Raw genomic sequence first — 25,975 nt, 5'->3', positions numbered from 1 at the left:
ATTCGTCAGGAAATGTCGACACGCTCTATCTCAAATGTCGCATTTGATGACGTATGAACCTAGCCTGACTCTGGCACTGCCCGTCAGGTCCGGGCCGCCCGTTGCGCGACACACTGAACCCGAGGATCCGTGCATGGACGTCACCCGCGACTCTTCGCAGCGACTCGACAACCTGTCCGAGGCGTTGCCCCCGGCCCTGCCGGAACGTTCCGCCTCCGGCTCCAGCCCGATGGCCAAGGTGGCCGCCGCCGCCCTGAACGGCACGGCGCGCCGGGTGGGCGAGCCGCTCGACGGCGGGCCGGCCGTCACCCCGTCGGCCGTGGTCACCGGCTCGGCGGTCACCCCCGTCGACCTGCGCGATCCGCTGGAGGCGGCGAGCCCGGAGACGGTGGAGCTGCCGGAGGCCACCCCGGGCGGCGTCGTCACCGCCGCCACCTCCCGCCGCCCCCCGCGCGCCGACCAGGCGCTGCGTGAGCACGCCGCCGCCACGCTGCCCGGCTGGATCGCCCTGGCGGCGGTGCTGCTCGGGGCGGCCGCCGTGCTGCTGGTGCTGCTGCACGACGGCGTCGTCCCGTACTGGGACGCGCTGCCCGACCTGCGCGGTGCCGCCGTCCGGGCCGGCGGCGGGCCGGCGGTGGACGCGTGGTCGATCGCCTCGGTCTCCGCCGCCGGCCTGCTGGTCGTCGGTGCGCTGGCCGGACTGCTGGCCAACGCGGGCGGCGAGACCCGGGTGCTCACCCGCTGGGGCCGCTACCGCGGCACCGTCCGCCGGACCGGCCTGGTCTGGGTCAATCCCCTGCTGCGCCGCCGCCGGGTGGACGTCCGGCTGCGGCACTGGCGCAGCGAGCCGGTCAAGGTGGTCGACCGGACCGGTACGCCGATCGTGGTCCGGCTGCTGATCGTCTGGCGGGTCAAGGACACCGCCCGGGCGCTGCTGGCGATCGAGGACCACGAGAACTACCTGCGCGAGCAGGTGCAGGCGGTGCTGACCCGGACGGCGTCCACCCTGCCGTGCGACAGCAATGCGGCGCCCGGCCCCGCGCTGCGCGACGGCCAGTGGTTCGCCGACGAGCTGACCCGGGCGCTGGCCGCCGAGGTCGCCCCGGCCGGCTTGGAGGTCTACTCGGCGCAGCCGCTGGCGCTGGACTACGCGCCGGAGGTGGCCGAGTCGATGCGCCGCCGCCGGCTGGCCGATCTGGACGCGGGCCTGCGCACCGTGCTGGTGGACGACGCGGTGGAGGCCGCCGCGCTCGCCGTCCGGCGGCTGGAGCGCGCCACGGCGCACGAACTGGACGAGGCCGCCCGCAGCGCGCTGATGGAGCAGCTGCTGGTCGCCTTCGTCGCCCCGGCCGGAGTGGCCGCTTCGGTACCGCCCCCGGCCGCCCGGGCCGGGCGGAAGGAAGGACGACCGGCATGAGGATAGCCACCGGCACGGAAGCCGACGCCGCGCTGATCGGCTTCGAGGAGAGCCTCGGCAGCATCCCCGCGATCGCGGGCTGCGGCTGCCCGAACTGCGCCGCCCGGCCGCGTACCGCGCGCCCCGCGGCGGCCGGTGGCGGGCGAATACACCGTGCGGTGCGAACTACCTGCCTGGCCACCACGGTGCTGGCCGGCGCCGGCGTGGTCGGTGTGACGGCCGGGGCCGGAACAGCACACGCCGCGCCCGGCAAGCCGGGCTGGGACGGCTCGAAGTACTGGTTCAAGAACGCCAAGGGCGAGTGGCGCTACACCAGCCACTACAGCGTCTACGCCGACCGCACCGGCAAGTCCGCCGGTTCCGGCAGTCCCGCCGGCTCCGAGAAGCCCGCCGCTCCGGCCGGCTCCGGCACTGCGGTGAGTGGCACCGGCCACCCGGCGGCCGTCACCGACGGCCCGGCCGCCTCCGGTGGGATACGCCAGGGCTGGGACGGCTCGAAGTACTGGTTCAAGAACGCCAAGGGCGAGTGGCGCTACACCGGCCACTACGACGTCTACCTCGACCGCACCGGCCAGTCCGGTGGGTCGGGCGCCCAGGGAGGCTCGTCCGGCCAGGGCGGCACGGCCACCGCGCCGTCCGCGCCCGCGGACGCCGCGCCGGCCTCCGGCCGCGTCGAGGCGGCGATCGACTACGCACTCGCCCAGCTCGGCAAGCCGTACGTCTGGGGCGGCAACGGGCCCTCCGGCTACGACTGTTCGGGCCTGGTCCAGCAGGCCTACCGGCGCGCGGGGATCAGCCTGCCGCGGGTGGCGGACGACCAGTACGCGGCCACCACGCCGATCGGCGCGGGCCAGCTGCGCCGCGGGGACCTGCTGTTCTGGTCGGACAGCGGCCGCGCCTCCGGCATCCACCACGTCGGGATCTACCTGGGCGGGAACACGTTCGTCGAAGCGCCGCGGCCGGGGAAGACGGTCCGGGTCTCCACCATCAGCTCCGGATTCCGCCCGACCCACTTCGGCCGCCCCTAAGCCCTGTCCGGTGGCACCGGGCCGCAGGAGACCGGGCCCCGGCGGGAGTCGTCCCGCCGGGGCCCGGGCGCGGTCGCCGGCCCGGCGCCCGGACTGCGACGGCCGTCGGTCGGGTCGGTGGGCATTCCGTGATCGGGGAGGACTCCACGCGTCCGTCGGCCCGGTGTTGCACGGCCGGCGGGTGAAGGCCTGGTGGAGGGTGCCGTCGAAGGGCCCCGCCGGGAGGGTCCGGGGTGTCGGCGGAGTGTGCGGATTCGTTAGAGTCCCTGCCATGGCTGACAACGACTACGACTCCGCCGGCAGCACCCAGATGTTCCGGGCGTTCGTCGACGAGACCCCGGCACCGCAGGCACCGGGCTCCGTCTCCACCTACGGCAACAGCAGCAGCAGCCGGACCGGCCTGATCGCGGTCGTGACCGTGGTCGCGCTCGCCGTGCTCGGTGCCGTCATCTGGCTGGCGGTCAAGTAACCCTCACGACGGGGTGCCTGGCGGAGCACCCGCCCTGCCGGTTCAGCAGGGCTTCCGCCAGGCGTCCAGTTCGAGCTTCTTCTGCATCGAGCTGAGGCCCAGGGCCTTGGACTGGGTGCAGAACTTCTCCGTGCCGAGCTTGTACTCGACGTGGAAGACCGCCTTGCCCGCCTGGACGAAGGGCGAGAGCCGGGCGCACTCGTTGAACTGCGCGCACTCCTCGTTCACGGCGAAGTCGAAGTCCGGCAGCAGGGCGGGGATCTGCTCCAGGTCGTTCTTCAGGCCGATCGCCATGCCGCGCTCGTGGGCGAGGCCCGCCAGCATGCGGTTGTAGCGCAGCTGGTCCTCGGAGGTCAGCGGGAAGCCGCTGTTCTGGTTGTAGGCCTCGATGGTGTCGGGCTCGACCGCGTCGAAGCCCTTCTGCCGGCACATGTCGAAGCGGGCGGCCATCAGCGGCTTCAGCTGGTCGATCTTGCGGATGTCGAACCACTTCTCGCCCTTCCAGCCGTTGCCGGAGCCCTGGAGGGCCTGGGCGAAGGCGGCGGAGTCGGGGCGGAAGTCCTCCCAGGAGCCGGCGTTGACGTAGCAGATCACCTTGCGGCCCTTGGCGTGCAGCGCGGCGACCACCGAGGCGTCGGTCTCGAAGCCGTCGATGTCGTAGACCGGCACGTCCACCGACTGGTCGACGCCGCCGCCGAGCTGCCACTGCCAGGCCAGGCCGGGGGTGGGCTGCCAGCGGCCGCCGCTCGGCTGGTGGGTGCCGGGGGTGCCCGGCGTGGCGGGCGTGCCCGGGGTACCGGGGGTCGCGGGGGTGCCCGGAGTGCCCGGAGTGCCCGGCGTCGTGGGTCCGGCCGATGCGGTCGGGGTCCCGGGCGTGCCGGGGGCCGATGTCGCGGGCGGCGTCGACGGGGGCTCGGTCGGGCTGCCCGGAACGGGTGCGGCGGTGGCCGCGGGCGGCTGGGCGCCGGTGGCGTCGGCCGAGGGGTCGTCCTCGTCCTCCGATCCCGAGCTGCTGCAGGAGGTGGCGAGCAGGGCGGTGGTCAGGGCGAGCGCGGCCAGCAGGGGCCGGGTACGGCGGGTCACGGTACTCGAACTCCGGGTGGGGTCAGGTCGGTTCGGCGACGGTCAGGCCGTGCGGCACGGTGCTCCAGGGGTTGTCCCCGGTGCCCGGGACGGCGCAGCCGACGCCGGCGCGGCGGGCGGCGATCAGAGCGGTGGCCTCCCGTGCCTCCTCGGTGGGCACGTCGTACACCAGGTGGCAGAACCGGGCGGCGGCGTGCCGGCCGGTCCAGAGCGGCAGGGTCATCTCCCGGTACGCCGTCCAGTCGCCCTCGAAGGTGACCAGCAGGTCGGCGAGCCCGACCTCGGCGTAGCCGGGGTCGGGGTGGTCGCCGTGCCCGAACACCACGGTGGAGCAGCCGGCGGCGCGGGCCGCGGTGGCCAGCCGCCGGTAGTGCGGCAGCGCGCTCGGGTGGGTGGCGACCTGGTCGAGGTAGACGCCGGTGATGCCGTGGCGCTGGCGGTAGGTCAGGACGTCGTTCACCACGGCGGCGTGCGGGCGCCGGCCGTAGTCCGTGTCGGCGTAGCCGAGCAGCGGGAGTCCGGCCTTGCGCAGCTCCTCGGCGGCGTCGGCGAAGACGTGGTCCGGGGTGGCGCCGGGGCCGTCGGCGAGGTTGAGCACGACGGCGGCGATCCGGTGCGGGTCGGCGGCGGCGACCGCCTGCCAGGCCGCCGGGTCCACCGCGGGGTGGACGTACAGCGGCACCAGCAGGCGGCCGTCGGGGTGGCTCGCGCCGGTCATGCGGAGACCGGTGCTTCGGTGCTGAGCCAGAGGTCGCGCAGGGTGTCGGCGAGTGCGGTCTCCGGGTGCCAGCCGAGCTCCCGGGCGGCGGCCGACACGTCGGCCTGCTGCCAGGAGACGGCGGCCGAGCGCTCGGACCCGGCACCGCTCTCGTCGATCCGGCCGGTGAAGCCGGACGCCGTGACCAGGCCGTCGGCGATCGCCCGGACCGGCTGGGCCCGGCCGGAGGCCAGGTTGAGCACCCGCGGCAGCGGGCGCTCGGCGGTGACCGCCAGGCCGACCGCGCGGGCGATGTCGCGGGCGTCGACGAAGTCGCGGTGGGCCGAGAGGTCCCCGACCTTCACCACGCCCTCGGCTCCGTCCGCCAGCGCCCGGCGCAGCTCGGCCGTGAGGCGGCCGGGCAGCGAACCGGCCGGGGCACCGGGGCCGACCGGGTTGAACACCCGGAGCACCACGGCGTCCAGCGGCGAGCCGGCCACCGCGAGGGAGCCGGCCAGCTTGGTGGCGCCGTAGACGCCGACCGGGCGGGCGTCGGCGTCCTCGGCGAGCGAGCTGCCGGGGTCGCAGACGCCGTACTCGCCGGCCGAGCCGATGTGCACCAGCCGGGCCCCGGGGGCGCCCTGTTCGAGCGCCTCGCAGAGGACGGCCGGGCCGCGGGCGTTGACCTCGGCCAGCTTGACCGCGCTGCCGGCCACCGCGCCGGCGAAGTTGACCACGGCGTCCGGCGCGAGCGCGGCCAGCTCCTCGCCGAGCGGGCCGGCCTCGGCCGCGGCCAGGTCCAGCCGCAGGTCGTGGTCGGGCCGGCGCCCGGCGGTCAGCACGGTGGCGCCGGGCAGCGACCGCAGGACGTCGGCGGCGTGGCGGCCGAGGAAGCCGTCCGCGCCGAGCAGCAGGATCCTCACGCGGCCCGTCCGCCGTTCTCGGGGCCGCCGACGACGGCCGCAGCCGGCTGCCCGGCGGCGTCGGCCTCGGTGCGGGCGGCCGGGATCGGCGCCTCCTGGCCGCCCGGGACGGCGTACAGGCTCTCGGCGGACTCGGCCGGGAGGAGCTGCGAGCGGATCTCGGCGAACTCGGCGTTGGCCCGGTCGTAGTCGTCCGGCCGGCCGATGTCCAGCCAGTAGCCGCCGAACTCGTAGGCGGACGGCGGGGTCTGGGCGGCCAGCAGGTCGAGGACCAGCTCGTCGAAGCCCAGCGGCAGGCCGGGGCTGTACTTGGCGAGCGCCGAGCGGGAGACGCCGTAGACGCCCATCGAGACCCGGTAGTCGATGCTCGGCTTCTCCTGGAAGCCGGTGATGGAGCCGGACTCGGTGGTCAGCACACCGAAGTCGATCTTGACCTGGCGGGCGTAGGTGGCGATCGTCAGCGGCGCCCCGGAGGCCTCGTGGTGCTTGAGCACACCGGCGAAGTCCAGGTCGGTGAGGATGTCGCCGTTCATCACCAGGAAGTTCTCGGGCAGCCGGTCCTGCATGGTCAGCAGCGGGCCCATGGTGCCGAGCGGGGTGTCCTCCACGGCGTAGCCGACCCGCAGCCCCCACTGGGAGCCGTTGCCGACGTAGGCGCGGATGATGTGGCCGAGGTGGCCGATGGCCAGGGTGACCGACTTGAAGCCCGCCGCGGCGAGCTGGCGCATCACGATCTCCAGGATCGCGTGCTGGTCGCCGATCGGGACGAGCGGCTTGGGAAGCGCGGTGGTGTACGGGCGCAGGCGTACGCCCTTGCCGCCGGCCAGGATCACTGCGTGCATGGTGTTTCCCCCACGGAAGATGGTGCGACTGGAGCCTTCGGTTACCAGTGGTGTGCGGAGCCGGCGGTTCGTGCGGCCGGCGGCCCCGGTGGTGGCGGAGCGGCGCGCGTGATCAGACGTTGTAGATGTCGGTCTTGTAGCGCGCGAGGTTGGCCGGGTCGCGGAAGAACTCGATGGTCTGCTCCAGGCCCTCCTCCAGGGAGAACTGCGGCGCCCAGCCGGTGGCGGTGCGCAGCCGGGTGGCGTCGGCGACCAGGCGCATGACCTCGGAGTTGGTCGGGCGGATGCGCTGCTCGTCCTCCTTCACCGTGACGTCCACGCCCATCAGCTTGCCGACCAGGGTGACCAGGTCGCCGACCGAGATCTCGCCGCCGGTGCCGGCGTTGAAGGTCTTGCCGACGACGGCCTCGGCCGGGGCGGTGCCGACCGTGCGGAAGGCGCTGGCGGTGTCCTTGACGAAGGTGAAGTCGCGGGTGGGGCGCAGGTCGCCCAGGGTGATCTCGGTCTCGCCGGCGGCCAGCTGGGCGATCACCGTCGGGATGACGGCGCGCATCGACTGGCGGGGGCCGAAGGTGTTGAACGGGCGCAGCGTGACGACGGGGGTCTCGAAGCTGGCGTGGTAGCTGTCGGCGAGCCGGTCCCCGCCGGCCTTGGAGGCGGCGTAGGGGGACTGGGTGTTGATCGGGTGGTCCTCGGTGATCGGCACGGTCTGGGCGGTGCCGTAGGTCTCGCTGGTGGAGGTGTGCACCAGGCGGGGGATGTCCAGGTGGCGCACCGCCTCCAGCACGTTGAGGGTGCCGGTGACGTTGGTCTCGATGTACGAGTGCGGGGCCCGGTAGGAGTACGGGATCGCGATCAGGGCGGCCAGGTGGTAGACCGCCTCGGTGCCCTTGACCAGGCCGTTGACCGAGCCCGGGTCCCGGACGTCGCCGAGGACGATCTCGACCGAGTCCAGCACCTCCTTGGGCAGGGTCTCCAGCCAGCCGAAGGACGAGAAGGAGTTGTACTGGACCATGGCCCGGACCTGGTGGCCGTCGGCGACCAGGGTCTCGACCAGGTGGGAGCCGATGAAGCCCTCGGCTCCGGTGACGGCAACGCTGCTCACGGTGACTCTCTCTCTGTGGATGGGGACTGCCGAGCGCCGGACGGTCGTGGTGGCGCGCTCAGCGGTGCTTGGTGGTGCGGCCGAGCACGGGCCCGGCGATGGCGGTGAGGACGGTCGCGGCGGCCCCGCAGCCGATCAGCTGCAGGACGGTCGGGTCCGCACCGGTCAGGAGCCCGGCGCACTCGGCGCCCGCGGCTGCCAGACAGATCAGGGCGGTGCTCCAGCTGAGCCCGAAGGCGTTCAGCAGCAGCGCCAGCCAGAGGGAGCCGCCCAGGAGCAGCAGCGCACCGAGCTCCGGGATCCCGAGCGCCGGGGCGCCGGGCCAGAGCACGGTCGCGGCGGCGTCCAGCGCGGCCACGGTGGTGAGGTAGATGAACAGACAGCCGAGCAGTACGCCGCCGGTGCGGCGGACGAACGCGGCCGGGGTGTGGCTGGTCCGCAGCGCGGCGACGGCCATCGCCCGGTAGCGGAAGAGCAGCCACTCGGCGAGGCCGAGGCTGAGCGTGAGCGCGATCATGGCCGGCCCCGTCGGGCTGGCGGACGCGCCCGCGGCGGCGCCGGTCTCGACGGCCTGGTGCACGGTGGTACCGAGGCCGGCGATCATGGTGAGCGTGCCGACCGCCAGGCCGAACAGCAGGTGCGGCAGCTCGTGCAGGAGCGGGAGCTTCAGCACGGTGGTGTCCCGTTCGCCGCGCAGGCAGCGGACGATCTCGCGGGCGGCCAGCCCGATCGCCAGCCCCAGCGAGGACAGCAGCACGACCGTTCGGGCGAGCTGCGGGACGTCCACGGCGAGCACCACACCGGCGCCCACCGCGGACGGTGCCAGTGCGAGCAGCAGGAACTTCTCCCGCCCGAGCACCAGCAGGACGGTGGCCGCCGCCAGGTAGCCGGACTGCCCGGCGGCGAAACAGAGTGCGCCGAGCGGCCCGCCGACCACGTACCCGGCGGTGGCCGCGACCAGCGCGCCCAGCGGTGCGCCGACGGCCAGGCAGACCCCGGCCGCGCGGCGCCGCCCGCGGCCCAGCCAGGCGTACGAGCGGTGCGCGAGCGCCTGGTTCCAGGACCAGCTGACCAGGGTGGCGACGGAGAGCGCGAGCATCCCGGAGGGGAGGCCGAAGCGCATCCGGGTGGCCGCGAACAGGTTGGCGCCGAGCAGGTAGCCGAGGCCGGGCAGGGCGAAGACCAGGCCGCGCACCACGCAGCGCCAGGGGTCGGCCCGCCAGGGGTTGGCGAACTCGGCGCTGGGGCCGGGGTAGCGGCGCTCGACCTTCTCGAACAGCTCCTCGGCGACGGTGAACGCGTCGGGGCGGCCGTACAGCAGGGCGGCCTGCTCGTCGGAGAGGCCGTCGGACTCCAGGAAGGCCGCGATCTCGTACGGGTGGACGGCGTCGGCGCACACGTCGGCGAGCCGCTCGGCCAGCTCGTCCAGCGGGTCGGGGGAGAGGTCGAGCTGCGGGTCCGGCTCGGGCCGCTGCCCGGGCAGGACGGGGCGGCGGCGCTTGCGCGGCAGGGTGCGCAGCTGCACGGTCTGCTCGGCCCAGTCCGGACCGGCCTCGTCGGGGACCAGACGCAGCGGCCCACTCATGCCGTCACCTCGTCACGCTCACCGACGCTCAGCGGTTCGTCCCAGCCGGCCGGGGCGCCGTCCTCGACCGCCACGACGCCCTTCGGCATCCAGCGGGAGGTGCCCAGCAGCTCGGTGTAGATGCCGCGGAAGCCGTCGATGTTCTGGCGAAGGGTGAACTGCTCGATCACCCGCAGCCGGGCCTGCTCGCCCAGCCGGGCCCGGCGCTCCGGGTCGCGCAGCAGCTCGACGGCCGCGGCGGCCATCGGCTCGGGCTCGCGCGGCGGGACGACCAGGCCGGTGTCGCCGACGGCCTCGCGCACGCCGCCAACGTCGGTCGAGACGGTGGAGCGGCCGCAGGACATCGCCTCGATCAGGGTGAACGGGAAGCCCTCGCTGATGCTGGAGAGCATCACCACGTTCCCCGCCGCGTACGCGTCGGTGATGTCGGCGACGCGGCCCTCGAAGGCCACCGAGTCGGCGATGCCGAGCTCGGCGGCCAGGGCTATGCAGCCGTCCCGGTACGCCTCGCCGCCCTTGGGCGTGCCGCCGAACAGCCGCAGCTTCGCCTCGGGTATCTCGCGCTGGACGATGGCGAAGGCCCGGATCAGCGTCTCCAGGTCCTTGATCGGGTCGACCCGGCCGGCCCAGCTGAGCGTCGGGGTCTCCGGCTCGGGCCCGGCCGGCGGGAAGGCCGCCGGGTCCACGCCGTTGTAGACGGTGCGGATGTGCGCGGACGGCGTGCCGCCGCGCTCCTCCCAGCGCCGGTTGTACCGGTTGCCCGGGGTGACCAGGGCGGCGCGGCGGTAGCTCTCCTCGGCGAGCATCCGGTAGAAGCCCAGCAGCAGCGCCTTGACCGGCCAGCGGTAGGGGCCGGTGCGGTAGCCGAGGTAGCGCTCGCGCAGGTAGATGCCGTGCTCGGTGAGCAGGAAGGGGACGCCGTACTGCTGCGAGGCGATCAGCCCGGGCAGCGTGGCCAGGCCGCCGCTCGCGGCGTGCGCGACGCCCTCGCGCGGCGGCGCGACCGACAGCGGGCGCAGCGCGTGCTCCAGCAGGTCGGTGGCGTTGAGCGCGTCGTGCAGGGTGGGCCGGGAGACGGCGGTGGAGAGGTAGTCGCGGGTCCAGACGTGCTGGAGGGTGCGCAGGGCGCGCTCGCTGCGCAGCGCCGGGCTGAGCAGCCCGCGCTGGGCGAGGTCGGCGAAGCCGTACAGCTCGGTGCCGAAGTGGGTGGTGTAGACCGGGTCCAGGATGGAGTGCAGGAAGCGCTCGTACGCGTTGAGGAAGCGGCGCATCTCCTTGCCGCGCGGGGCTCTGCCCTCGGAGGGCGGCCCCCAGAGCGGCGCGGTGGTGACCGACCGCACGTTGGCGGGCAGCTCCCAGGCGAGCGACTCGTGGCCGGTGCCGGTCACGGCGATGACGTCGAAGTCGACGTCGGGCATGCCCTGGACGAGCTGGTCGCACCAGACGCTCACGCCGCCGTGCTGGTGCGGGTACGTCCCCTCGGTGAGCAGGGTGACGCGCATGGCTTTCCCCCCTCCTGTCCTTGCGTCAAGCGCCCGGTCCTGGACGGTCCGGGTCGGGTGCCGGTGGTGGGGCCGGGGGACGGCCCGACCCCACCACCGGTGTCACCTGTCTAGCGGTTGCCGGGCTGGCCGGCGGTCTTCTTGGCCGGGTCGGCCTTCCCCCCGGAGGCCTTGCCGGTGGTGCTCTTCGTGCCGGCGGTGGTACCGCCCTTGGCGGCCGCCTTGCCGGCGGTCACACCCTTGCCGGCCACCGGAGCCCCGCTGCCGGGGACCAGCACCGGGGCGTCGGTACGGGCGGTGTCGCTCGGACCGGCCGGAACGGCGTCGGCGGTGCCCTTGGGCACGACCTTCTTGTCGGCCGGGGCCGGGGCCGTCACCGAGTTGGCGGCGACACTCGGAGCAGCGGTCGGCGCCACCGGGGCGACGCTCGACGGCAGCTTCAGCAGGACGCTGCTCTGCAGCGAGCCCGGCTTGACCCAGCCCGACATCGTACCGGCGTAGGCCGAGCCGAAGCCGCCGGTACCGATGGCGAACTGCTGAACGGTGCCGGTCGGCATCGTGGCCTGGACCTGCACGCCGGCCGGGGCGGACACCGTCACGGTGTTGCCGACCCGGTAGGCGGTGACCTGGCCGGCGGCCAGGGCCGCGTTCCAGGACGCGCGGCGCTGGAACTCGGCGCCGATGTCCTTCTGCGCCAGGTTCACGATCGGGGCGTTGTCGGCGTGCAGGGACCGGTAGGTGGAGAGGATCTTCTCCAGCACCGGGTACACGATCCGGTCCTCCGCCAGGTTCGACTGGTGGATGAAGTGGGGGCGCGGGTCGTTGCTCAGCACGTGGCCGAGGTCGATCCGGGCCTCCAGCGGCACGATGTACGACTGGTAGCCGGTGTTGACGTTCAGCGGCGCCGGCAGGCAGGTGGAGTTGGCGTTGCTCTCGCAGACGCCGCTGCCGCCGTTGGCCACGCTGGTGTAGATCCAGTTGTACTCGTCGGCCTCCTCCTTCGCCGTACCGGCGTTGTAGAAGACGTTCATCGGGTAGCGCGGCACGGTCAGCGTGGACGAGCCGACGGCCCGCTGGGCGGGCTCGCGGGACGCGTCGCTGGCGGTCCACTTGACGCCGTTGGCGACCAGCGAGGGGGCCAGGTACGGGTTGTCGCTGGTCTCCTGCGGAGCGGTCAGCAGGCCGGAGTGCTCGCCGGTGACCAGCTCGGTCTTGTCGATGTGCAGGTTGCGCGCCGCGGCCCAGTCGATGTTGTTCTTGACCTGGGACGTGATGGTGGCCTGGTCGACCCAGACGGTGTTGCCCGAGGCGTCCTTGGTGCACTTCCACGGCACCACCGAGACGTCCTGGAGGCAGCCCAGGTACGGGTGGGTGTAGGTGTGGTTGATCCACCGGTAGCTGTTCTGGTCGGCGACCATCTGGTCCACCACCGGGTCGGCGGTGACCTCGTGGTCGGCCTTCCAGTCCTCGCTGCCGCCGCCGTTGAACACCATGTCCATGGTGAAGTTGTTGGCGGTCTGCCACTGCTTGGCGTACTGCGCGTCCGCGATGGACATCCGGATCGGGCTGGCCGTCTCGGGGGTGCCGGGCGGGCAGGTGACGTCGCCGGGGGTGCACTTGAGCACCGTGTCCCAGCGGTCGTCGGCCAGGAAGACGTCGTCGACGTGGGCCGCGAAGTAGTTGCGGTCGTAGCCGAGGTGGACGCCCTGGGTGATCCAGTCCACGATGCCGCGCGCCAGCAGGCGGTACTGCTGCTGGTACTGGTTGTAGACGAAGGTGACGACCAGCTCCTTGCGGCCGTCGTGGCTGTACTCGCCGACCAGCGAGCCGCGCTCGGTGGCGCCCGGTATGGGCGCGTCGACCAGCGGCGTGAACGTGGAGCCGGACGGCAGGGAGGCCAGCGGGGTGGCCAGGAAGCCGTAGCTCTCGTCGACGCCCGGGTCGTTGTCCTCGAACGGGACGGAGCCCTTGAGGTACCCGAACGGGCCGGCCAGGCCGGCGCCGGTGACCTGGGCCTGGACGCCGTCCAGCTTGCCCATGTATCCGGGGTTCTGTGCCCAGTTCAGACCGACGTCCGGCTGGGCGTAGGTGTACGCGTCGACCTGGCGCACGTTGAACGCGGCCTCGTAGGTGGCGATCGCGGTCATCTCCGCGGAGCCCGCCGCGAACGGGTTGTTGTTGGGCATCACGATGCCCTGGTACTTGCCCCGCGGCTGTCCGTTGACCGTGTCGCTGAGGAAGGCGGCATCGATCACCGGACGGTGGGCGTCGGTGAGGTCGACGACCTTGTACGGGGTGCCCTGGCTCTTGAGCTCGGCGGCGATGGCCGCCGTCGCGGGCCCGCCGTCGCTGATGACCAGGACCGTCAGGTCGATCCTGGGTGCATTGGTGGCACCGTGTGCGAGGGACGACTGCAGGCCGCCGGCCAGCAGGACTGCTGCCGCGCAGGCGGCAACTCTTCGGGTCGCTCGACCCATTCTGTGTTCCTCCCCTGGGCAGGGCGCTCCGCTGCTCGGCGCTCACCTGCCCTGTCGCTGTTCGCGGGCAGCAGGCTGCCCGGCGCCCATCCTGGTGGAGACTCCGCACCGATTGGGACCAAATGGGCGGGAGTGCAGCGAATCTGTTACCAACGTTCATGGCGATGCCATGGAAGCGCTGATTGTGGCCGGAACCGAGCCTGTTGCGCAAATAATGAATTGAGAATTAAAAGGCGGCGGAGTCGGAGCGTTACCGCTGGTCACCGATCTTCTGGCCGGGGCCGGTAACCCGCGGCCTACACTGGCGGCGTTGCGCATGACACTCTTGCACATCCAGCCGTTCTGTCGGGCAGGTTCATGCAATATTGCGCAGGGTTGTGCCATGTCACAGTCCGAATATCCAATGGAGGCCACCGCGTGACCGAGCAGCAGACCGAGACCACCGCAATCCAGGCCGACCGGAAAGCGGTGCGCGTGCCGACGGACGGTGTCGAGGCGGCCCCGCAGGCCCGGAGCCTCGGGCTCCGCGGCGCCGTCAACGCCCGCGATCTCGGCGGCTACCGGACGGCCGACGGCCGGGTGCTCAAGCACGGCGTGGCGCTGCGCAGCGACGGTCTCAACCGGCTCACCGAGGAGGACCTCGGCCTGCTGGCGGCGATCGGTCTGCGCCAGGTGGTCGATCTGCGCAGCCTCGACGAGGTCCGCGAGGCCGGTCCGGACCGCGTCCCGGGCCTGCCGGTCGCCGCGATCGCGGCCGCCGAGCTCTCGTCCGCGCCGATCACCGTGGCGCCCGCCTCCGGGGACGGCATGACCCTGCACCACCTGCCGGTCTTCGCGGCGGACTTCGACATCTACGTGGCGCTGCGCGACGCCCTGGCCGACCGCAGCCCGGAGAAGCAGCGCGCGCTGCTCGGGGACGGCAAGGCCGCCGCGATGATGATCGGCCTCTACCGGTGGTTCGTCACGGACGCCGTGGCCCGGGAGCGCTTCGCCGCCGTGCTGCGCCTGCTGGCCGCCCCGGACGGCCCGCCGCTGATCTTCCACTGCTCGGCCGGCAAGGACCGGACCGGCTGGACGGCCGCCGTCCTGCTGACCGCCCTCGGGGTCGACCGCGAGACGGTCTTCGCCGACTACCTGCTCACCAACGAGCGCTCCGCCGCGATCGTGGAGCACGTCGTCGACAGCTTCGGCACCCGTGGCCTGATGCAGGAGCCGGAGCTGCTGCTCCCGGTCTTCCGGGCGGAGCGCCGCTACCTGGAGGCGGCCTTCGAGGAGGTCGACGCCGGCTGGGCCACCTTCGAGGAGTTCTGGCAGGACGGTCTGGGGCTGGACGACGGGGTGCTCGCCGGCCTGCGGGCCAACCTGCTGGCGGACGCCCGGTAGGTCCTGTCCGGGCGCCCGCCGCGGCGGCTCAGACCTCGCTGATGAGGCCCTCGCGCAGCTGCGTGAGGGTCTTGGTCAGCAGTCGGGAGACGTGCATCTGGGAGATGCCGATCTCCTCGCCGATCTGCGACTGGGTGAGGTTGCCGAAGAACCGCAGCATGATGATCCGGCGCTCGCGCGGCGGCAGCTTGGCCAGCAGCGGCTTGAGCGACTCGCGGTACTCCACGCCCTCCAGGGCGAGGTCCTCGTAGCCGAGCCGCTCGGCCAGCGGGCCGTCGCCCTCCTCCTCGCCGGGGGCGGAGTCCAGCGAGCTGGCGGTGTACGCGTTGCCCACCGCCAGGCCCTCGACCACGTCCTCCTCGCTGACGCCGAGGCAGGCGGCCAGCTCGGCGACGGTGGGGGAGCGGTCCAGCCGCTGGGAGAGCTCGTCGCCGGCCTTGGTGAGGGCCAGCCGCAGCTCCTGCAGCCGCCGGGGGACCCGCACCGACCAGCTGGTGTCCCGGAAGAAGCGCTTGATCTCGCCGACCACGGTCGGCATCGCGAAGGTGGGGAACTCCACCCCGCGCTCCGGGTCGAACCGGTCGATCGCCTTGATCAGGCCGATCGTGCCGACCTGGACGATGTCCTCCATCGGCTCGTTGCGGCTGCGGAACCGGGCCGAGGCGTACCGCACCAGCGGCAGGTTGAGCTCGATCAGGGTGTCGCGGACGTAGGTGTGCTCCGCGCTGCCGGTCTCCAGTGCGGCCAGCCGCAGGAAGAGCGAGCGGGAGAGCGTCCGGGTGTCGAGACCGGTGGCGGCCGGCTCGGCGACGACGGCGGCCGGCCCGGCGACGGCGGCCGGCCCGGCGGTGCCGGGCGGGGCGTCGGCGCCGGGGACGGGCGGTGCGGCCTCGGCCCGCTGGAGCGGGATCAGGCCGGCGGTCGCCGTGCGGTCGGCCGCACCGGCCTGGCTCCGTGCAGTGTGGATCTCCGCAGTGCCCAGCTCTCCGGACATGCGCCCACCCCCTTGTGACTGACGGTTCAACGGGTGCCGTCGCGGGAGCGTTCCCGCACGGCGCCTTCCCCCTCCATACCGGCGCACCGGCCCCGGCAAACCCGAGTGTCGCAAGATGTCACGAGGGGGTAACGCGCAGCGATCGGCCGCTGCCCCCGCGTGCCGGTCAGTCCTCCCAGGAGTTGCCGGTCCGGAGCCTGGTCAGGATCCGCGAGAGCAGCCGGGAGACGTGCATCTGGGACATCCCCAGCTCGGTGCTGATCTGCGACTGCGTCAGGTTGGCGAAGAACCGCAGCATGACGATCCGCCGCTCCCGCTCGGGCAGCTGGACCAGCAGGTGGCGGACCATGTCCCGGTGCTCGACCTCGGCCAGTGCCGAGTCCTCGTAGCCCAGCCGGTCCAGCAGGGCGAGCCCGCCCTCGTGCTCCTGGGCGGCCTCCAGCGAGGCCGCGTTGTAGGCCCGGCCGGCGTCCAGGCAGGCCCGGACGTCCTCCTCCGGGATGCGCAGGCTGGCGGCGATCTCGGGCACCTTGGGGGCCCGGCCGTGGACCACCGTCAGCTCCTCCATCGCGCCGCTGACCTGCACCCAGAGCTCCTGCAGCCGGCGCGGGACGTGCATGGTGCGGACGTTGTCCCGGAAGTAGCGCTTGATCTCGCCGAGGATGGTCGGCAGCGCGTAGGTGGGGAACTGCACGCCGCGGCTCGGGTCGAACCGGTCGATCGCGTTGATCAGGCCGATCGTGCCGACCTGGACGACGTCCTCCATCGGCTCGCTGCGGCTGCGGAACCGGGTGGCCGCGTAGCGGACCAGCGGGATGTTCACCTCGATCAGGGCGGCCCGGACCCGCTCCCGCTCGGGGGCGTCCGGGGGCAGTTCGGCGAGCCGCTCGAACAGCACCCGGGTCAGCGTCCGGACGTCCACCGCGGGGCGGCCCCCGGGGCCGCGCAGGCCGTCCGGCCGCAGCTCGCCGGCGGGGCTGATGATCGCGGCCAGCACCTCCTCCGGCGGGTTGGCCGGGGCGGGGGGCTGAGCGGTCGGTGCGGCCGGCCGCGCGGCGGCGGAGTGCGCGGCGGCGGCCGGCGCGGTCGCGGACGGCGCCGTGGCGGACTGCGCGGCGGCCGGTGCGGCGGCCGGACCGGTGTCGGCGCCCGGCGCGCTCCCTGGTGTCCGCACGGACACGTCACCCCTCCCAAAGTCGACAACGGTGGGACTTGCGGATCGGGTGTCGCGTCTCGATTCACCACCTCGCCATGTCCGGCAAAACCGGTCATAGCATCACAAGCTGGGCGCAGTTCGGGCAAGCACCGAGCGGAGGTGTGTTGGTGCGGTGTTGGCGCTTCGCGGGGCCTCCCGGCGGGGCACCGGGAGGACCGTTCCTGGACAGAGCAAGGCGCCCCGCCCGGGTCTCGGGCGGGGCGCCGCGGTCCGTCCGGGGGACGCCCCGGGGATCAGACCTCGATGTCGGCGATCACCCAGGTGGCGAACTCGCGCCACTGACCGGCCGCGGCCTGGTGGGCCGGGTGGGTGAGGTAGGACTGCAGCGCCTCGCGGTCCTCGACCAGGCTGTTGATGGCGTAGTCGTACGCGATGTCGCGCTCGGTGGTGTTCCAGCCGCACTCCCACTCGCGCAGCTCGGGGATCACCGGGCCGAGCTCCTCGAAGGCCTTGGCGCCGGCGAGCGCGCGGGCGTCGTCCTTGCCGACGCCTTCGTTGAGCTTGAACAGGACCAGATGCCGGATCACGATGCCGCTCCTAGCGGACGGGGTTGAGGGACGGCCCCACCGTAGCCGGGTGCCCCGGGGCCTACTTCACCAGCCCGGTCATGAAGGTGCCGATGGCCTTGGCGGCGTTCGAGATGCCCTCGAACCCCAGTTGGACCAGCTCGGCGGCCCGGGCGGGTGACGTGATGATCGTGTAGAGCACGAAGACGAGCAGGAGGACCATGCCGATCTTCTTCGCCTGCGCCATCCGGGACCTTCCTCCCTGCTGCGGGCCGCCGTCACTCGGTCCCCGAGCGGCCCTCTGCAGTGGGCAGCTTATCCACCGAACGGCCCATCAAGTGTGCGACGCGTTCACCCGGCGGGACGAAGGTCCTCGCGACTGGGGCCTTTCTCCGGGTGCCCCGGCGCGGGCGGTCGAGCAGGATGGATGTCGTACCGAGGATCTGGCAGGAGTCCCCGGTACGTGGATCCGGAGCTCCCCGCTGTGGGACCGGGTGCCGCGGCTTCCCCCCGACGCGGCCCCGGTTGTGGGACTCCGTCCGGGGGAGCGGTCAGTCCCCCCGAACCGCTCCCCCTCAGGCTCCGTGCACGAAGGGCGTTGGTGGTCATCGGCCCCCGGCGCGGAGCCCACTTTCCGCGGATGAGGGTGCGCGGAAACGACGAAGGCCCGTCCGGACGGACGGGCCTTCGTGTTGCTGGCGGTAGCGGTGGGATTCGAACCCACGGTGGAGTTGCCCCCACACACGCTTTCGAGGCGTGCTCCTTTGGCCGCTCGGACACGCTACCGAGGGGAACTCTACCGGACGGTGCCCGCCGTCACGAAATCCGTATCCGCGGGGGCGTCCGGCGGGCGTGCGGTAGGAGTGCGGAGGGGCTCAGCGGTGGGTGTCGAAGAAGCCCCGGAGCTGCTCGGCGCACTCGTCGGCGAGGACGCCCCGGACCACCTCGGGGCGGTGGTTGAGGCGCCGGTCGCGCATCACGTCGAAGAGGGAGCCGGCCGCGCCGGCCTTCTCGTCCAGGGCGCCGTAGACCACGCGGTCGATCCGGGAGAGCACGATGGCGCCCGCGCACATCGTGCACGGCTCCAGGGTGACGACCAGCGTGCACCCGCCGAGTCGCCACTCCCCGATCTTCTCTGCCGCCTGCCGGATCGCCACCACCTCGGCGTGCGCGGTCGGGTCGCCGATCGCCTCGCGCTCGTTGTGGCCGCGTCCGATCACCTCGCCGTCCGGGGCCAGGACGAGCGCCCCGACCGGGACGTCCCCGGTGGCCGGCGCCAGCGCGGCCTCGGCCATGGCGAGGCGCATCGGCGCCGCCCAGCGGTCGCGGACCGGGTCGGGGCGGACGGGAGCGGGGAGGGGGGCGGCCTGGTGGGCGGGCGCGGACTGCATGGCATCCAGTGTCCGGCATCCGTCGAGCGGCACCGGCCGCTACCGCACGGCCTCCAGGACCTCGCCGCAGCCGAGGGCCTCGGCGATCTCCTCCAGCGCGTCGCCGGGCACCGCGCCCTCGCCGCTGAGCCCGAGCAGCTCCTCCGAGGCCAGCCCGAACTCGATGAGCAGGTGGGAGTCGCCGAGCGGGCCGACCGGGACGCCGCCGCGGTCGGCCGCGTCCTCGTCCTCGTCCTCCTGCTCCTGGGCCGCCTCCTCGTCCTCCAGTTCGGCCACCAGGTTGTCGAGGTCGCCGAACTCGCTCTCGCCGGCCTGGTCGACCAGCTCGTCGGTGAGGACGGAGCCGTAGGAGCTGCGCGCGGCGGCGGCGCCGTCCGACACGAAGATCCGGGGGTCGTCCTCGCCGTCGACCCGGACGATGGCGAACCAGGCGTCCTCCTGTTCGATGAAGACCAGGACGCTGTCGTCGTCCTGCGCGGCCTCGCGGGCCAGGTCGGCCAGGTCGGCCAGCGTTTCGACGTTGTCGAGCTCCGTCTCGCTCACATCCCACCCGTCCTCGGTGCGAGCAAGCACTGCAGCGAAGTACGCCACCAGGGACACTCCCAAGATCTCGGTCTCGGCTGTCGGCGCGCTCGGGCAACGCGGATCCTGGCCGCCCCCGCGCCAGAGGCGGTCCGCTGTTCGGACCGTCCCATCGGAATCGTGACAGAAAGCCCGCCCTTGCGGGGGGTGTTCGGCAGCGCGTCTTTGCAGGTCGTGTCGGAAGCCTTGGCCGGGAGCCGGTGAACCGCGGCCCCGGCCGCGCCGGACCGGCCGGATCGTTGTCAGATCCGGAAGGTTCGCATCCGCATCGCCTCGCGCATCCGGCGCTCCTTGGTCCGGCGGGGCTGGACCCGCTCCCTCAGTTCGCGCGCCTCGGCGAGCTCGCGCAGGAAGACGGCCCGCCGCTTGCGGCGCTCCGCCTCCGTCTCCGGGCGGTCCGGGGGCTGGCCCGAGCGCCCGCCCGACGGGCCCAGGGGGCCGTCCGCCGAGCCGTCCCCGGTCCTCGGGTTGCTCGTCATAGGACGTGACTTTCCCAGATCCGCCCGGTTGATACCACAGGAAGCCGTTCCGTCCGGACATTCGCGGTCCGTCACGGCGTGTCACGGCGATGTCACTCCGGCTCCCCGCCGGCGGGGCCTCCGGGGCGGCCGTCCGGGGGCTGTTCTCGGCCGGGCGGGCCAAGGCGGGTCGTACGGGCGTCCGGTCGCGGGCTAACCTCGACGCATGCGGATCCACGTCGTCGACCACCCCCTGGTCGCCCACAAGCTCTCCACCCTGCGCGACGAGCGCACCGACTCGCCGACCTTCCGTCGCCTGACCGACGAGCTGGTCACCCTCCTCGCGTACGAGGCGACCCGGGACGTCCGCACCGACGAGGTCGAGATCACCACGCCCGTGGCGGTCACCACCGGTACCCGGCTGAGCTACCCGCGCCCGCTGGTGGTGCCGATCCTCCGGGCCGGCCTCGGCATGCTGGACGGGATGACCCGGCTGCTGCCGACCGCCGAGGTGGGCTTCCTCGGCATGGTGCGCAACGAGGAGACCCTGGAGGCCTCCACCTACGCCACCCGGATGCCGGACGACCTCTCCGGCCGCCAGGTCTACGTGCTCGACCCGATGCTGGCCACCGGCGGCACGCTGGTCGCCGCGATCCGGATGCTGATCGAGCGGGGCGCCACCGACGTCACCGCCGTGGTGCTGCTCGCGGCCCCCGAGGGCGTCGCGGTGATGGAGAAGGAGCTGGCCGGGCTGCCGGTCACCGTCGTCACCGCCGCGATCGACCAGCGGCTGAACGAGAACGGCTACATCGTCCCCGGGCTCGGCGACGCGGGCGACCGCCTGTACGGCACCGCCGGCTGAGTCCGGCACCTCGACGCGAAGGAGCCCCCCGGCACGGCGCCGGGGGGCTCCTTCGCGTCCGGGAGCGGCTCAGCAGCTGCCGGTGGTGCTGGGAGTCGGGGAGGGCTTGGTGGCCAGGGCCAGGGCGGCCGCCGCCTGCGTCTCGTCCAGCAGGGCGTTGTAGCTGTCGCCGACGACGACGTCCACGGTGTTGTCGGTGCGGGCGTCCGTGGTGACGGTGGCCCCGGCGATCTGCGAGCTGATCAGGGTGGCGGCGCCGGCGCCGGCCGGACCGGCGATCACCACGGCGGTGCCGGGCACCTTCTTGTCCAGCTCGGCCGGGGCGTTGCCCTTCTTGTCGACGGTGAAGCCGCGCTTGGTGAACTCCTCGGCCGTCCGCCCGGCCAGGCCGGACTTGGTGGTGGCGTTGAAGACGTTCAGCTTGAAGGCGGTCGGCTGCGGGATGGCCTTCGGGTCGCCGGCGGGGGCGCCGGGCGACGCGTCCGGGGTGGGCGCGGCCAGCGGCTTGCCGGAGGGCGTCGCGCAGGCCTGGGCGGAGGAGTTCTTGCCCTTGCCTGTGAAGATGTCGTAGAGCTGCACGCCGCCCAGGGCGATCAGCGCCAGTGCGAGCACCGAGCCGATCAGGGCGAACACCTTGCGGCTCTTCTTCGGCGGCCGGCCCAGCCGTGGATAGCTGTTGCCGGTGATGCGGTACTGCTTCCCCTTCAGGCCTTGGGGAGTCAACATGCTCACGGTTTGTCTCCCCCTCGTGCCAGGGCGGGGATCGGGTGACGGGTAGGCCGGTGCCGGCGTTCGCCGTGGTCGCGGCCGTAGTCAGCAGACTAGTGCGGTACGGCAGCGAAGGTACTAAATGATCATCATCTGGAGTACGCCGGTACCCGAAAGGAGGTATCCGGGTACGAACGGACCGCCCCCCGGCGGGTGGCCGGAAGGCGGTGCGGCGGTACGCGGGAGGGGCCCGTCACTCCATCTCTAGGACGCGGGCGTGCAGCACCTGGCGCTGCTGGAGCGCGGCGCGGACCGCCCGGTGCAGCCCGTCCTCCAGGTAGAGGTCGCCGTGCCACTTCACGACGTGGGCGAAGAGGTCCCCGTAGAAGGTGGAGTCCTCCGCGAGGAGCGTTTCGAGGTCCAGCTGCCCCTTGGTGGTCACCAGCTGGTCCAGGCGCACCGGACGCGGGGCGACGTCCGCCCACTGGCGGGTGCTGGTCCGGCCGTGATCCGGGTACGGCCGCCCATTGCCGATGCGTTTGAAGATCACACGGAAAGCCTACCGTTTGGGCGGCGGATGGCGCAGCAGCCGCGGCGCCGCCACGCCCTCGGGTGCGAGCTGCGGGCGGCCGATTGCGGCTGTTTCATGGGAAATGTCGCGATCGTCGTTCCTCAGCTCTGCCTCTGGAGTGTGCCCGATGGCCCCCGCCGAGCAGCCGTCCCCCGCCGAGCCGCCGTCCGCCGGCCCCGCCCCCGCCGGTCTCCCGCCGCAGGTGCGGGAGATCGCCGCCGGCTACGCCTTCACCGGCCCCGCACTCGACCTCGGCGCCGTACTGCTGGACGGCACCGCCTACCCGGACGCCCCCGTCCGCGTCCCGCTCGGGGTGCTCAACCGGCACGGGTTGGTGGCCGGCGCCACCGGCACCGGCAAGACCAAGACCCTCCAGCTGATCGCCGAGCAGCTCTCCGCCCAGGGCGTCCCGGTGTTCCTGGCCGACGTCAAGGGCGACGTCTCCGGTGTCTCGGCGCCCGGCGCGCCGAGCGAGCGGACCGCCGCCCGTGCGGCCGAGGTGGGCCAGAGCTGGGCGCCGCAGGGCTGTCCGGGCGAGTTCTACGCGCTCGGCGGTCAGGGCGAGGGCATCCCGATCCGGGCCACCGTGACCAGCTTCGGCCCGCTGCTGCTGGCCAAGGTGCTGGACCTGAACGAGACCCAGGAGTCCTCGCTCGGCCTGGTCTTCCACTACGCCGACCGCAACGGGCTGGAGCTGTACGACCTCAAGGACCTCACCGCCGTCATCTCCTTCCTCGCCTCGCCCGAGGGGAAGGAGGAGCTGAAGGGCATCGGCGGGCTCTCCGCGGCGACCGCCGGGGTGATCCTCCGCTCGCTCACCATGCTGGAGAACGAGGGAGCCGGCGCGTTCTTCGGCGAGCCGGAGTTCGACACCACCGAGCTGCTGCGGACCGCGCCGGACGGCCGGGGCGTGGTCTCGGTGCTGGAGCTGCCCGCGGTGCAGGACCGGCCGCGGCTCTTCTCGACCTTCCTGATGTGGCTGCTGGCCGACCTCTACCAGGAGCTCCCCGAGGTGGGCGACCTCGACCGCCCCAAGCTGGTCTTCTTCTTCGACGAGGCGCACCTGCTCTTCAAGGGCGCTTCCAAGGCCTTCCTGGAGGCGATCACCCAGACCGTCCGGCTGATCCGGTCCAAGGGCGTGGGCATCTTCCTCGTCACCCAGACGCCGAAGGACGTCCCCGCCGACGTGCTCGCCCAGCTGGGCAACCGGGTGCAGCACGCGCTGCGCGCCTTCACCCCGGACGACGCCAAGGCGCTGAAGGCGACCGTGTCGACCTTCCCCCGGTCGCCCGCGTACGACCTGGGGGAGGTGCTGACCACGCTCGGCACCGGCGAGGCGGTGGTGACGGTGCTCTCCGAGAAGGGCGCGCCGACGCCGGTGGCGGCGACCAGGCTGCGGGCGCCGCAGTCGCTGATGGGGCCGATCGAGCCGGCGGCGCTGCGGGCGGCGGTGGACGTCTCCGCCCTGACGGCCCGGTACCGGGACGCGGTCGACCGGGAGTCGGCGTACGAGAAGCTGGCCGCCCGGGCGGCGCGGCCCGCTGCCGCCGAGGTGCCGGAGGCGCGGGACGTTCCGGAGGAGGCGTCCGGAGAGGAGGCGGAGCGGGGCGGCAAGGAGGGCGGCGGGCTGCTCGGTTCGCTGCTGAGCAGCCCGGCGCTCAAGTCCTTCGCGCGGTCCGCCGGGACTCAGCTCGGGCGGGAGATCTCCCGGAGCCTGTTCGGAACGTCCCGGCGGCGGAGGTGACGGGGGCGGGTCCGGATCAGAGGTTGTCCTTGAGCCAGACCCGGCCGGCCGCGATCGGGCGGTCCTTCGCCGCGTGCGGCGTCTTGGAGGTCACGCTCCAGCGGTAGCCGGCGAACAGCTTGGTGTCGGCGTCCGCGTAGAAGACCATGTGGCCGTAGCCGACGCCGTTGTGCTTGACGAAGGTGGACTGGCCGGTGGTCGCGAAGACCTCCTCGAAGCGGGTGTCGGGGAAGGCCCGGTAGAGCTCGGTGGCGGCGCCGCCGAGGCTCGGGCCGCCGTGCGGGCTGCTGGTGCAGTCGATGACCTCGAAGACGTACGGGACGACGTTGGGGCCGACGAGCCTGTCGGTCTCGGGGTCGGTCCAGATGCCCTTGCGCTCGCGGATCATGACGATGTGCCCGGTGTAGAGCGCATCGCTGTCGTCGTCGTACTCGAAGGCGACGAGGTCGCCGGGGCGCAGGTTGACCGGCTTGGTGACGGGCTCGAAGTGCGGCAGCGGGTCGGCCCCGGCGACGTCCTTCCGGGCGAAGGCGGTCCGGTACTCCTGGGCGTTCGGGAAGTCCTTGGTGTCGGTCTTGTCGAGGAAGAAGTTGTCCCGGAAGTACTGCTCGTTCGCCCAGCCGTAGCTGTAGGCCGACCAGGGCAGGGCGGCGGCCGGCTTGGTGGGCGCGGTGCCGTAGGCGCGCTCCAGCACCAGGCTGAGGAAGGACGCGCACTGCGAGAGGTTGTAGAAGTCCTCGGGGTGGCCGGGGCTGCCCCACTGGACGCGGCTGTTGAGGCCCTCCAGCGGGGTGTTCTTCGCCTTGTAGCGGTTGGCCTCGAACTCCCAGGGCAGCAGGCGCAGGTTGTCGACCAGCGCCTCGGCCTCGATCTGGTGCGGGAGCTTGAGTGCGTAGGGGGCGGCCGCCGGAATGGTGGCCGCGGTGGCCGGGGCGGTGCCGGCCGCGGTGGCCAGGGCGGCGGCACCGGCGGTGCCCGCGGCTCCGGCGAGCAGCCTGCGGCGGCTGATGCGGGCGGGTGTGGTCTCCATGGTTGCTCCCCCTCGGCGGATGATCACGACGAGGGGGAGCCTAGGGTCCAGATGTTGGCATGGACAGGGGTAATCGCGCAGGTGAGCGATGGTTTTCGGCCAATGGGCGGGCAGTCGTTGGCCGGATCCTGCCTGGCCGGTACCTGCCCCGGCCGGCCGGTTTCCCGTGCCGGCCGGCCGCCCGCCTCAGCCGCGGAGGGCGGCCCCGATCCGGTCGAGCGAGGAGAGCCGCATCAGGCCGTAGTGGTAGAACTCCACCTCCGGCACGCCCAGCTCACGCAGCACGGCGATCTTGGCGGCGAGGTCGGCCGGGCCGTCGCAGTCCGAGGCCATCGGCCGCAGGATCACCGCCATCTCCTGCGGGCGGACGCCGTGCAGGGCGAAGGCGGCGACCTTCTCGCGGACCGCCTCCGGGGACTTCGCGTAGCCGAGGGTCTCGATCTGGTCGGCGGCCCCGGCGAGTGCGGGCAGGTCGATGCCGGCGAGCCACCCCCGGCCCGGGCCGCCGCCGTCCATGAAGCTCAGCCGCATGCCGTGGTGGCGGGCCTGCTCGGCCAGCTCGGCGGCGAGTGAGGTCACCGTGGCGGCGGAGGCGTCGACGTACGCGGCGAAGGCGCCGCCCGCCAACTCGTCCAGGGCGGCGGGTGCGGCGGCGGCCGCCTCGTCCGACAGCCGGCGGCGCAGCTCGGTCCGGACCGCCGCCGCCACCTCGTCGGCGGGCACGCCGACCCGGTCGGCGGTGGCGCGGCAGTGCGCGCAGAAGCAGACCCCGAGCAGGGCCTCGGCGACCGGGCCCAGCTCCTCGAAGTAGCGCTCGTGGTGGTAGCCGTGGCGCAGGCCGTGGAAGTGCAGCGATTCGGCCCGGATCGCGTCCACCCCGTACCGGGCCAGTTCGGTGACCAGGGTCGCGGCGTACGCGCGGACCTCCGGGTGGGCCGGGCAGAGGTCGGTGAGCTGCCGGTCGCCGAAGGCGTTGGCGGGGGCGCAGTCGGGGTGTTCGAAGCCGAGCCGGTCGTTGTGGCAGAAGACCGTCCAGGCGTGCAGCTTCAGTCCGCGCCGGCGGGCCTCGGCGGCGGCCTCGGCGAAGGGGTCGCGGTCGCCGATCGCGGTGGACGGGGTCGGCCGGAGCCGGTGGCCGGCCCAGCGGTCCGGGTCGGGGCGGAAGTAGGCGGCGCCGGGCTCCAGGTGGCGGATGACCCGGTGCGGGTTGTGCGGGAAGACGTCCCGGGCCGCGTGGTAGACCGAGGCGAGGGTGACGCCGCCGACGCCCGCCCGGTCGGTGAGGTTGCCGAAGAAGGTGTCGGCCCCCTCGTCGAGCAGATCGGTGGCGAAGGCGAGGACGGACGACTCCACGGTGCGGCTCCGGAGCAGGGGGCAGGTGCCCTCACGCTAGCCCGCGGGG

24 protein-coding genes, 1 tRNA gene and 1 pseudogene are annotated in these 25,975 nt (G+C 73.2%); 6 read left to right on the top strand and 20 right to left on the bottom strand.

Annotation, left to right across the window (positions count from 1 at the left end; all coding sequences use genetic code 11):
• The first annotated feature begins 133 nt into the window (after positions 1-133).
• From ACIPSC_RS03520 to ACIPSC_RS03510, 3 genes are all read left to right on the top strand, one after another.
• Complete coding sequence (locus ACIPSC_RS03520; protein WP_400822646.1) at positions 134-1,417, top strand: SPFH domain-containing protein; 1,284 nt, start codon at positions 134-136, stop codon at positions 1,415-1,417.
• Complete coding sequence (locus tag ACIPSC_RS03515; RefSeq protein ID WP_400822644.1) at positions 1,414-2,445, top strand: C40 family peptidase; 1,032 nt, start codon at positions 1,414-1,416, stop codon at positions 2,443-2,445. Before ACIPSC_RS03520 ends, ACIPSC_RS03515 begins: the two co-directional genes overlap by 4 nt.
• 271 nt (positions 2,446-2,716) lie before the next feature.
• Positions 2,717-2,914 (top strand): hypothetical protein, encoded by a 198-nt coding sequence (locus ACIPSC_RS03510; protein ID WP_400822642.1) that lies wholly within the window; start codon positions 2,717-2,719, stop codon positions 2,912-2,914.
• Between the two features lie 42 nt (positions 2,915-2,956).
• On the opposite strand, the gene ACIPSC_RS03505 is transcribed toward ACIPSC_RS03510, so the two are convergent.
• The 8 genes and pseudogenes from ACIPSC_RS03505 to ACIPSC_RS03470 form a co-directional block, all read right to left on the bottom strand.
• On the bottom strand, positions 2,957-3,997 hold the full coding sequence (locus tag ACIPSC_RS03505; protein WP_400822641.1) for an endo alpha-1,4 polygalactosaminidase: 1,041 nt from the start codon (positions 3,995-3,997) through the stop codon (positions 2,957-2,959).
• A 22-nt stretch (positions 3,998-4,019) separates the two neighbouring features.
• On the bottom strand, positions 4,020-4,715 hold the full coding sequence (locus tag ACIPSC_RS03500) for a spherulation-specific family 4 protein (RefSeq protein WP_400822640.1): 696 nt from the start codon (positions 4,713-4,715) through the stop codon (positions 4,020-4,022).
• Positions 4,712-5,617 carry an NAD-dependent epimerase/dehydratase family protein gene (locus tag ACIPSC_RS03495; RefSeq protein WP_400822639.1) on the bottom strand — a complete coding sequence of 302 codons (906 nt, stop codon included), beginning with the start codon at positions 5,615-5,617 and terminating at the stop codon, positions 4,712-4,714. Before ACIPSC_RS03495 ends, ACIPSC_RS03500 begins: the two co-directional genes overlap by 4 nt.
• A gap of 140 nt (positions 5,618-5,757) precedes the next feature.
• Positions 5,758-6,459, bottom strand: a pseudogene (locus ACIPSC_RS03490) (NDP-sugar synthase); the annotation flags it as partial.
• Between the two features lie 112 nt (positions 6,460-6,571).
• Positions 6,572-7,564, bottom strand: a complete 993-nt coding sequence (locus ACIPSC_RS03485; protein ID WP_400822638.1) for an SDR family NAD(P)-dependent oxidoreductase — start codon at positions 7,562-7,564, stop codon at positions 6,572-6,574.
• A gap of 58 nt (positions 7,565-7,622) precedes the next feature.
• Positions 7,623-9,149 (bottom strand): hypothetical protein, encoded by a 1,527-nt coding sequence (locus ACIPSC_RS03480; protein ID WP_400822637.1) that lies wholly within the window; start codon positions 9,147-9,149, stop codon positions 7,623-7,625.
• On the bottom strand, positions 9,146-10,651 hold the full coding sequence (pelF, locus tag ACIPSC_RS03475; RefSeq protein ID WP_400822635.1) for a GT4 family glycosyltransferase PelF: 1,506 nt from the start codon (positions 10,649-10,651) through the stop codon (positions 9,146-9,148). Before pelF ends, ACIPSC_RS03480 begins: the two co-directional genes overlap by 4 nt.
• A 110-nt stretch (positions 10,652-10,761) precedes the next feature.
• A complete protein-coding gene (locus tag ACIPSC_RS03470; RefSeq protein WP_400822633.1) occupies positions 10,762-13,128 on the bottom strand; it encodes a hypothetical protein in 2,367 nt (788 codons plus the stop codon).
• 417 nt (positions 13,129-13,545) lie between these two features.
• On the opposite strand from ACIPSC_RS03470, the gene ACIPSC_RS03465 reads away from it, so the two are divergent.
• Entirely contained in the window at positions 13,546-14,511 is a 966-nt protein-coding gene (locus ACIPSC_RS03465) for a tyrosine-protein phosphatase (protein ID WP_400822632.1), read from the top strand.
• Between the two features lie 28 nt (positions 14,512-14,539).
• Here the strand turns inward: ACIPSC_RS03465 and ACIPSC_RS03460 are convergent, their stop codons facing one another.
• From ACIPSC_RS03460 to ACIPSC_RS03425, 8 genes are all read right to left on the bottom strand, one after another.
• On the bottom strand, positions 14,540-15,505 hold the full coding sequence (locus ACIPSC_RS03460; RefSeq protein ID WP_400822631.1) for an RNA polymerase sigma factor SigF: 966 nt from the start codon (positions 15,503-15,505) through the stop codon (positions 14,540-14,542).
• A 166-nt stretch (positions 15,506-15,671) separates the two neighbouring features.
• Positions 15,672-16,685 carry an RNA polymerase sigma factor SigF gene (locus ACIPSC_RS03455; protein WP_400822630.1) on the bottom strand — a complete coding sequence of 338 codons (1,014 nt, stop codon included), beginning with the start codon at positions 16,683-16,685 and terminating at the stop codon, positions 15,672-15,674.
• A 269-nt stretch (positions 16,686-16,954) separates the two neighbouring features.
• The gene (locus tag ACIPSC_RS03450; RefSeq protein WP_313764588.1) at positions 16,955-17,248 is read right to left on the bottom strand and encodes a Dabb family protein; all 294 of its coding nucleotides are present in this window, start codon (positions 17,246-17,248) and stop codon (positions 16,955-16,957) included.
• A 61-nt stretch (positions 17,249-17,309) separates the two neighbouring features.
• Positions 17,310-17,474, bottom strand: a complete 165-nt coding sequence (locus ACIPSC_RS03445) for a hypothetical protein (RefSeq protein ID WP_174315669.1) — start codon at positions 17,472-17,474, stop codon at positions 17,310-17,312.
• A 449-nt stretch (positions 17,475-17,923) separates the two neighbouring features.
• Positions 17,924-18,013 (bottom strand) — tRNA-Ser (locus tag ACIPSC_RS03440).
• Positions 18,014-18,102: 89 nt separating this feature from the next.
• Complete coding sequence (gene tadA / locus ACIPSC_RS03435) at positions 18,103-18,618, bottom strand: tRNA adenosine(34) deaminase TadA (RefSeq protein ID WP_400822629.1); 516 nt, start codon at positions 18,616-18,618, stop codon at positions 18,103-18,105.
• A gap of 39 nt (positions 18,619-18,657) precedes the next feature.
• Positions 18,658-19,209 carry a hypothetical protein gene (locus tag ACIPSC_RS03430; protein WP_400822627.1) on the bottom strand — a complete coding sequence of 184 codons (552 nt, stop codon included), beginning with the start codon at positions 19,207-19,209 and terminating at the stop codon, positions 18,658-18,660.
• Positions 19,210-19,442: 233 nt separating this feature from the next.
• Complete coding sequence (locus ACIPSC_RS03425; protein ID WP_238860167.1) at positions 19,443-19,679, bottom strand: hypothetical protein; 237 nt, start codon at positions 19,677-19,679, stop codon at positions 19,443-19,445.
• 205 nt (positions 19,680-19,884) lie between these two features.
• Here ACIPSC_RS03425 and upp point away from each other — a divergent pair, with 205 nt between their 5' ends.
• On the top strand, positions 19,885-20,520 hold the full coding sequence (gene upp, locus ACIPSC_RS03420) for a uracil phosphoribosyltransferase (protein ID WP_400822625.1): 636 nt from the start codon (positions 19,885-19,887) through the stop codon (positions 20,518-20,520).
• Between the two features lie 69 nt (positions 20,521-20,589).
• On the opposite strand, the gene ACIPSC_RS03415 is transcribed toward upp, so the two are convergent.
• Both ACIPSC_RS03415 and ACIPSC_RS03410 read right to left on the bottom strand, forming a co-directional pair.
• Positions 20,590-21,246 carry a LytR C-terminal domain-containing protein gene (locus ACIPSC_RS03415; protein WP_400822623.1) on the bottom strand — a complete coding sequence of 219 codons (657 nt, stop codon included), beginning with the start codon at positions 21,244-21,246 and terminating at the stop codon, positions 20,590-20,592.
• A 235-nt stretch (positions 21,247-21,481) separates the two neighbouring features.
• The gene (locus tag ACIPSC_RS03410; protein WP_030061387.1) at positions 21,482-21,778 is read right to left on the bottom strand and encodes a type II toxin-antitoxin system VapB family antitoxin; all 297 of its coding nucleotides are present in this window, start codon (positions 21,776-21,778) and stop codon (positions 21,482-21,484) included.
• 148 nt (positions 21,779-21,926) lie between these two features.
• Between ACIPSC_RS03410 and ACIPSC_RS03405 the strand changes: the two genes are divergently transcribed.
• Positions 21,927-23,543 carry a helicase HerA-like domain-containing protein gene (locus ACIPSC_RS03405; protein WP_400822621.1) on the top strand — a complete coding sequence of 539 codons (1,617 nt, stop codon included), beginning with the start codon at positions 21,927-21,929 and terminating at the stop codon, positions 23,541-23,543.
• Between the two features lie 16 nt (positions 23,544-23,559).
• Here ACIPSC_RS03405 and ACIPSC_RS03400 read toward each other — a convergent pair whose 3' ends face one another.
• Both ACIPSC_RS03400 and ACIPSC_RS03395 read right to left on the bottom strand, forming a co-directional pair.
• Positions 23,560-24,573, bottom strand: a complete 1,014-nt coding sequence (locus ACIPSC_RS03400; RefSeq protein WP_400822620.1) for a hypothetical protein — start codon at positions 24,571-24,573, stop codon at positions 23,560-23,562.
• Between the two features lie 186 nt (positions 24,574-24,759).
• Positions 24,760-25,926: a hypothetical protein gene (locus ACIPSC_RS03395; RefSeq protein ID WP_400822619.1), complete on the bottom strand. Its 1,167-nt coding sequence runs from the start codon at positions 25,924-25,926 to the stop codon at positions 24,760-24,762.
• Positions 25,927-25,975: the final 49 nt, after the last annotated feature.

It is taken from the genome of Kitasatospora sp. NPDC090091 (genome assembly GCF_044747365.1).
Lineage (GTDB): Bacteria > Actinomycetota > Actinomycetes > Streptomycetales > Streptomycetaceae > Kitasatospora.
This window is presented reverse-complemented; position numbering and strand designations above follow the sequence as displayed.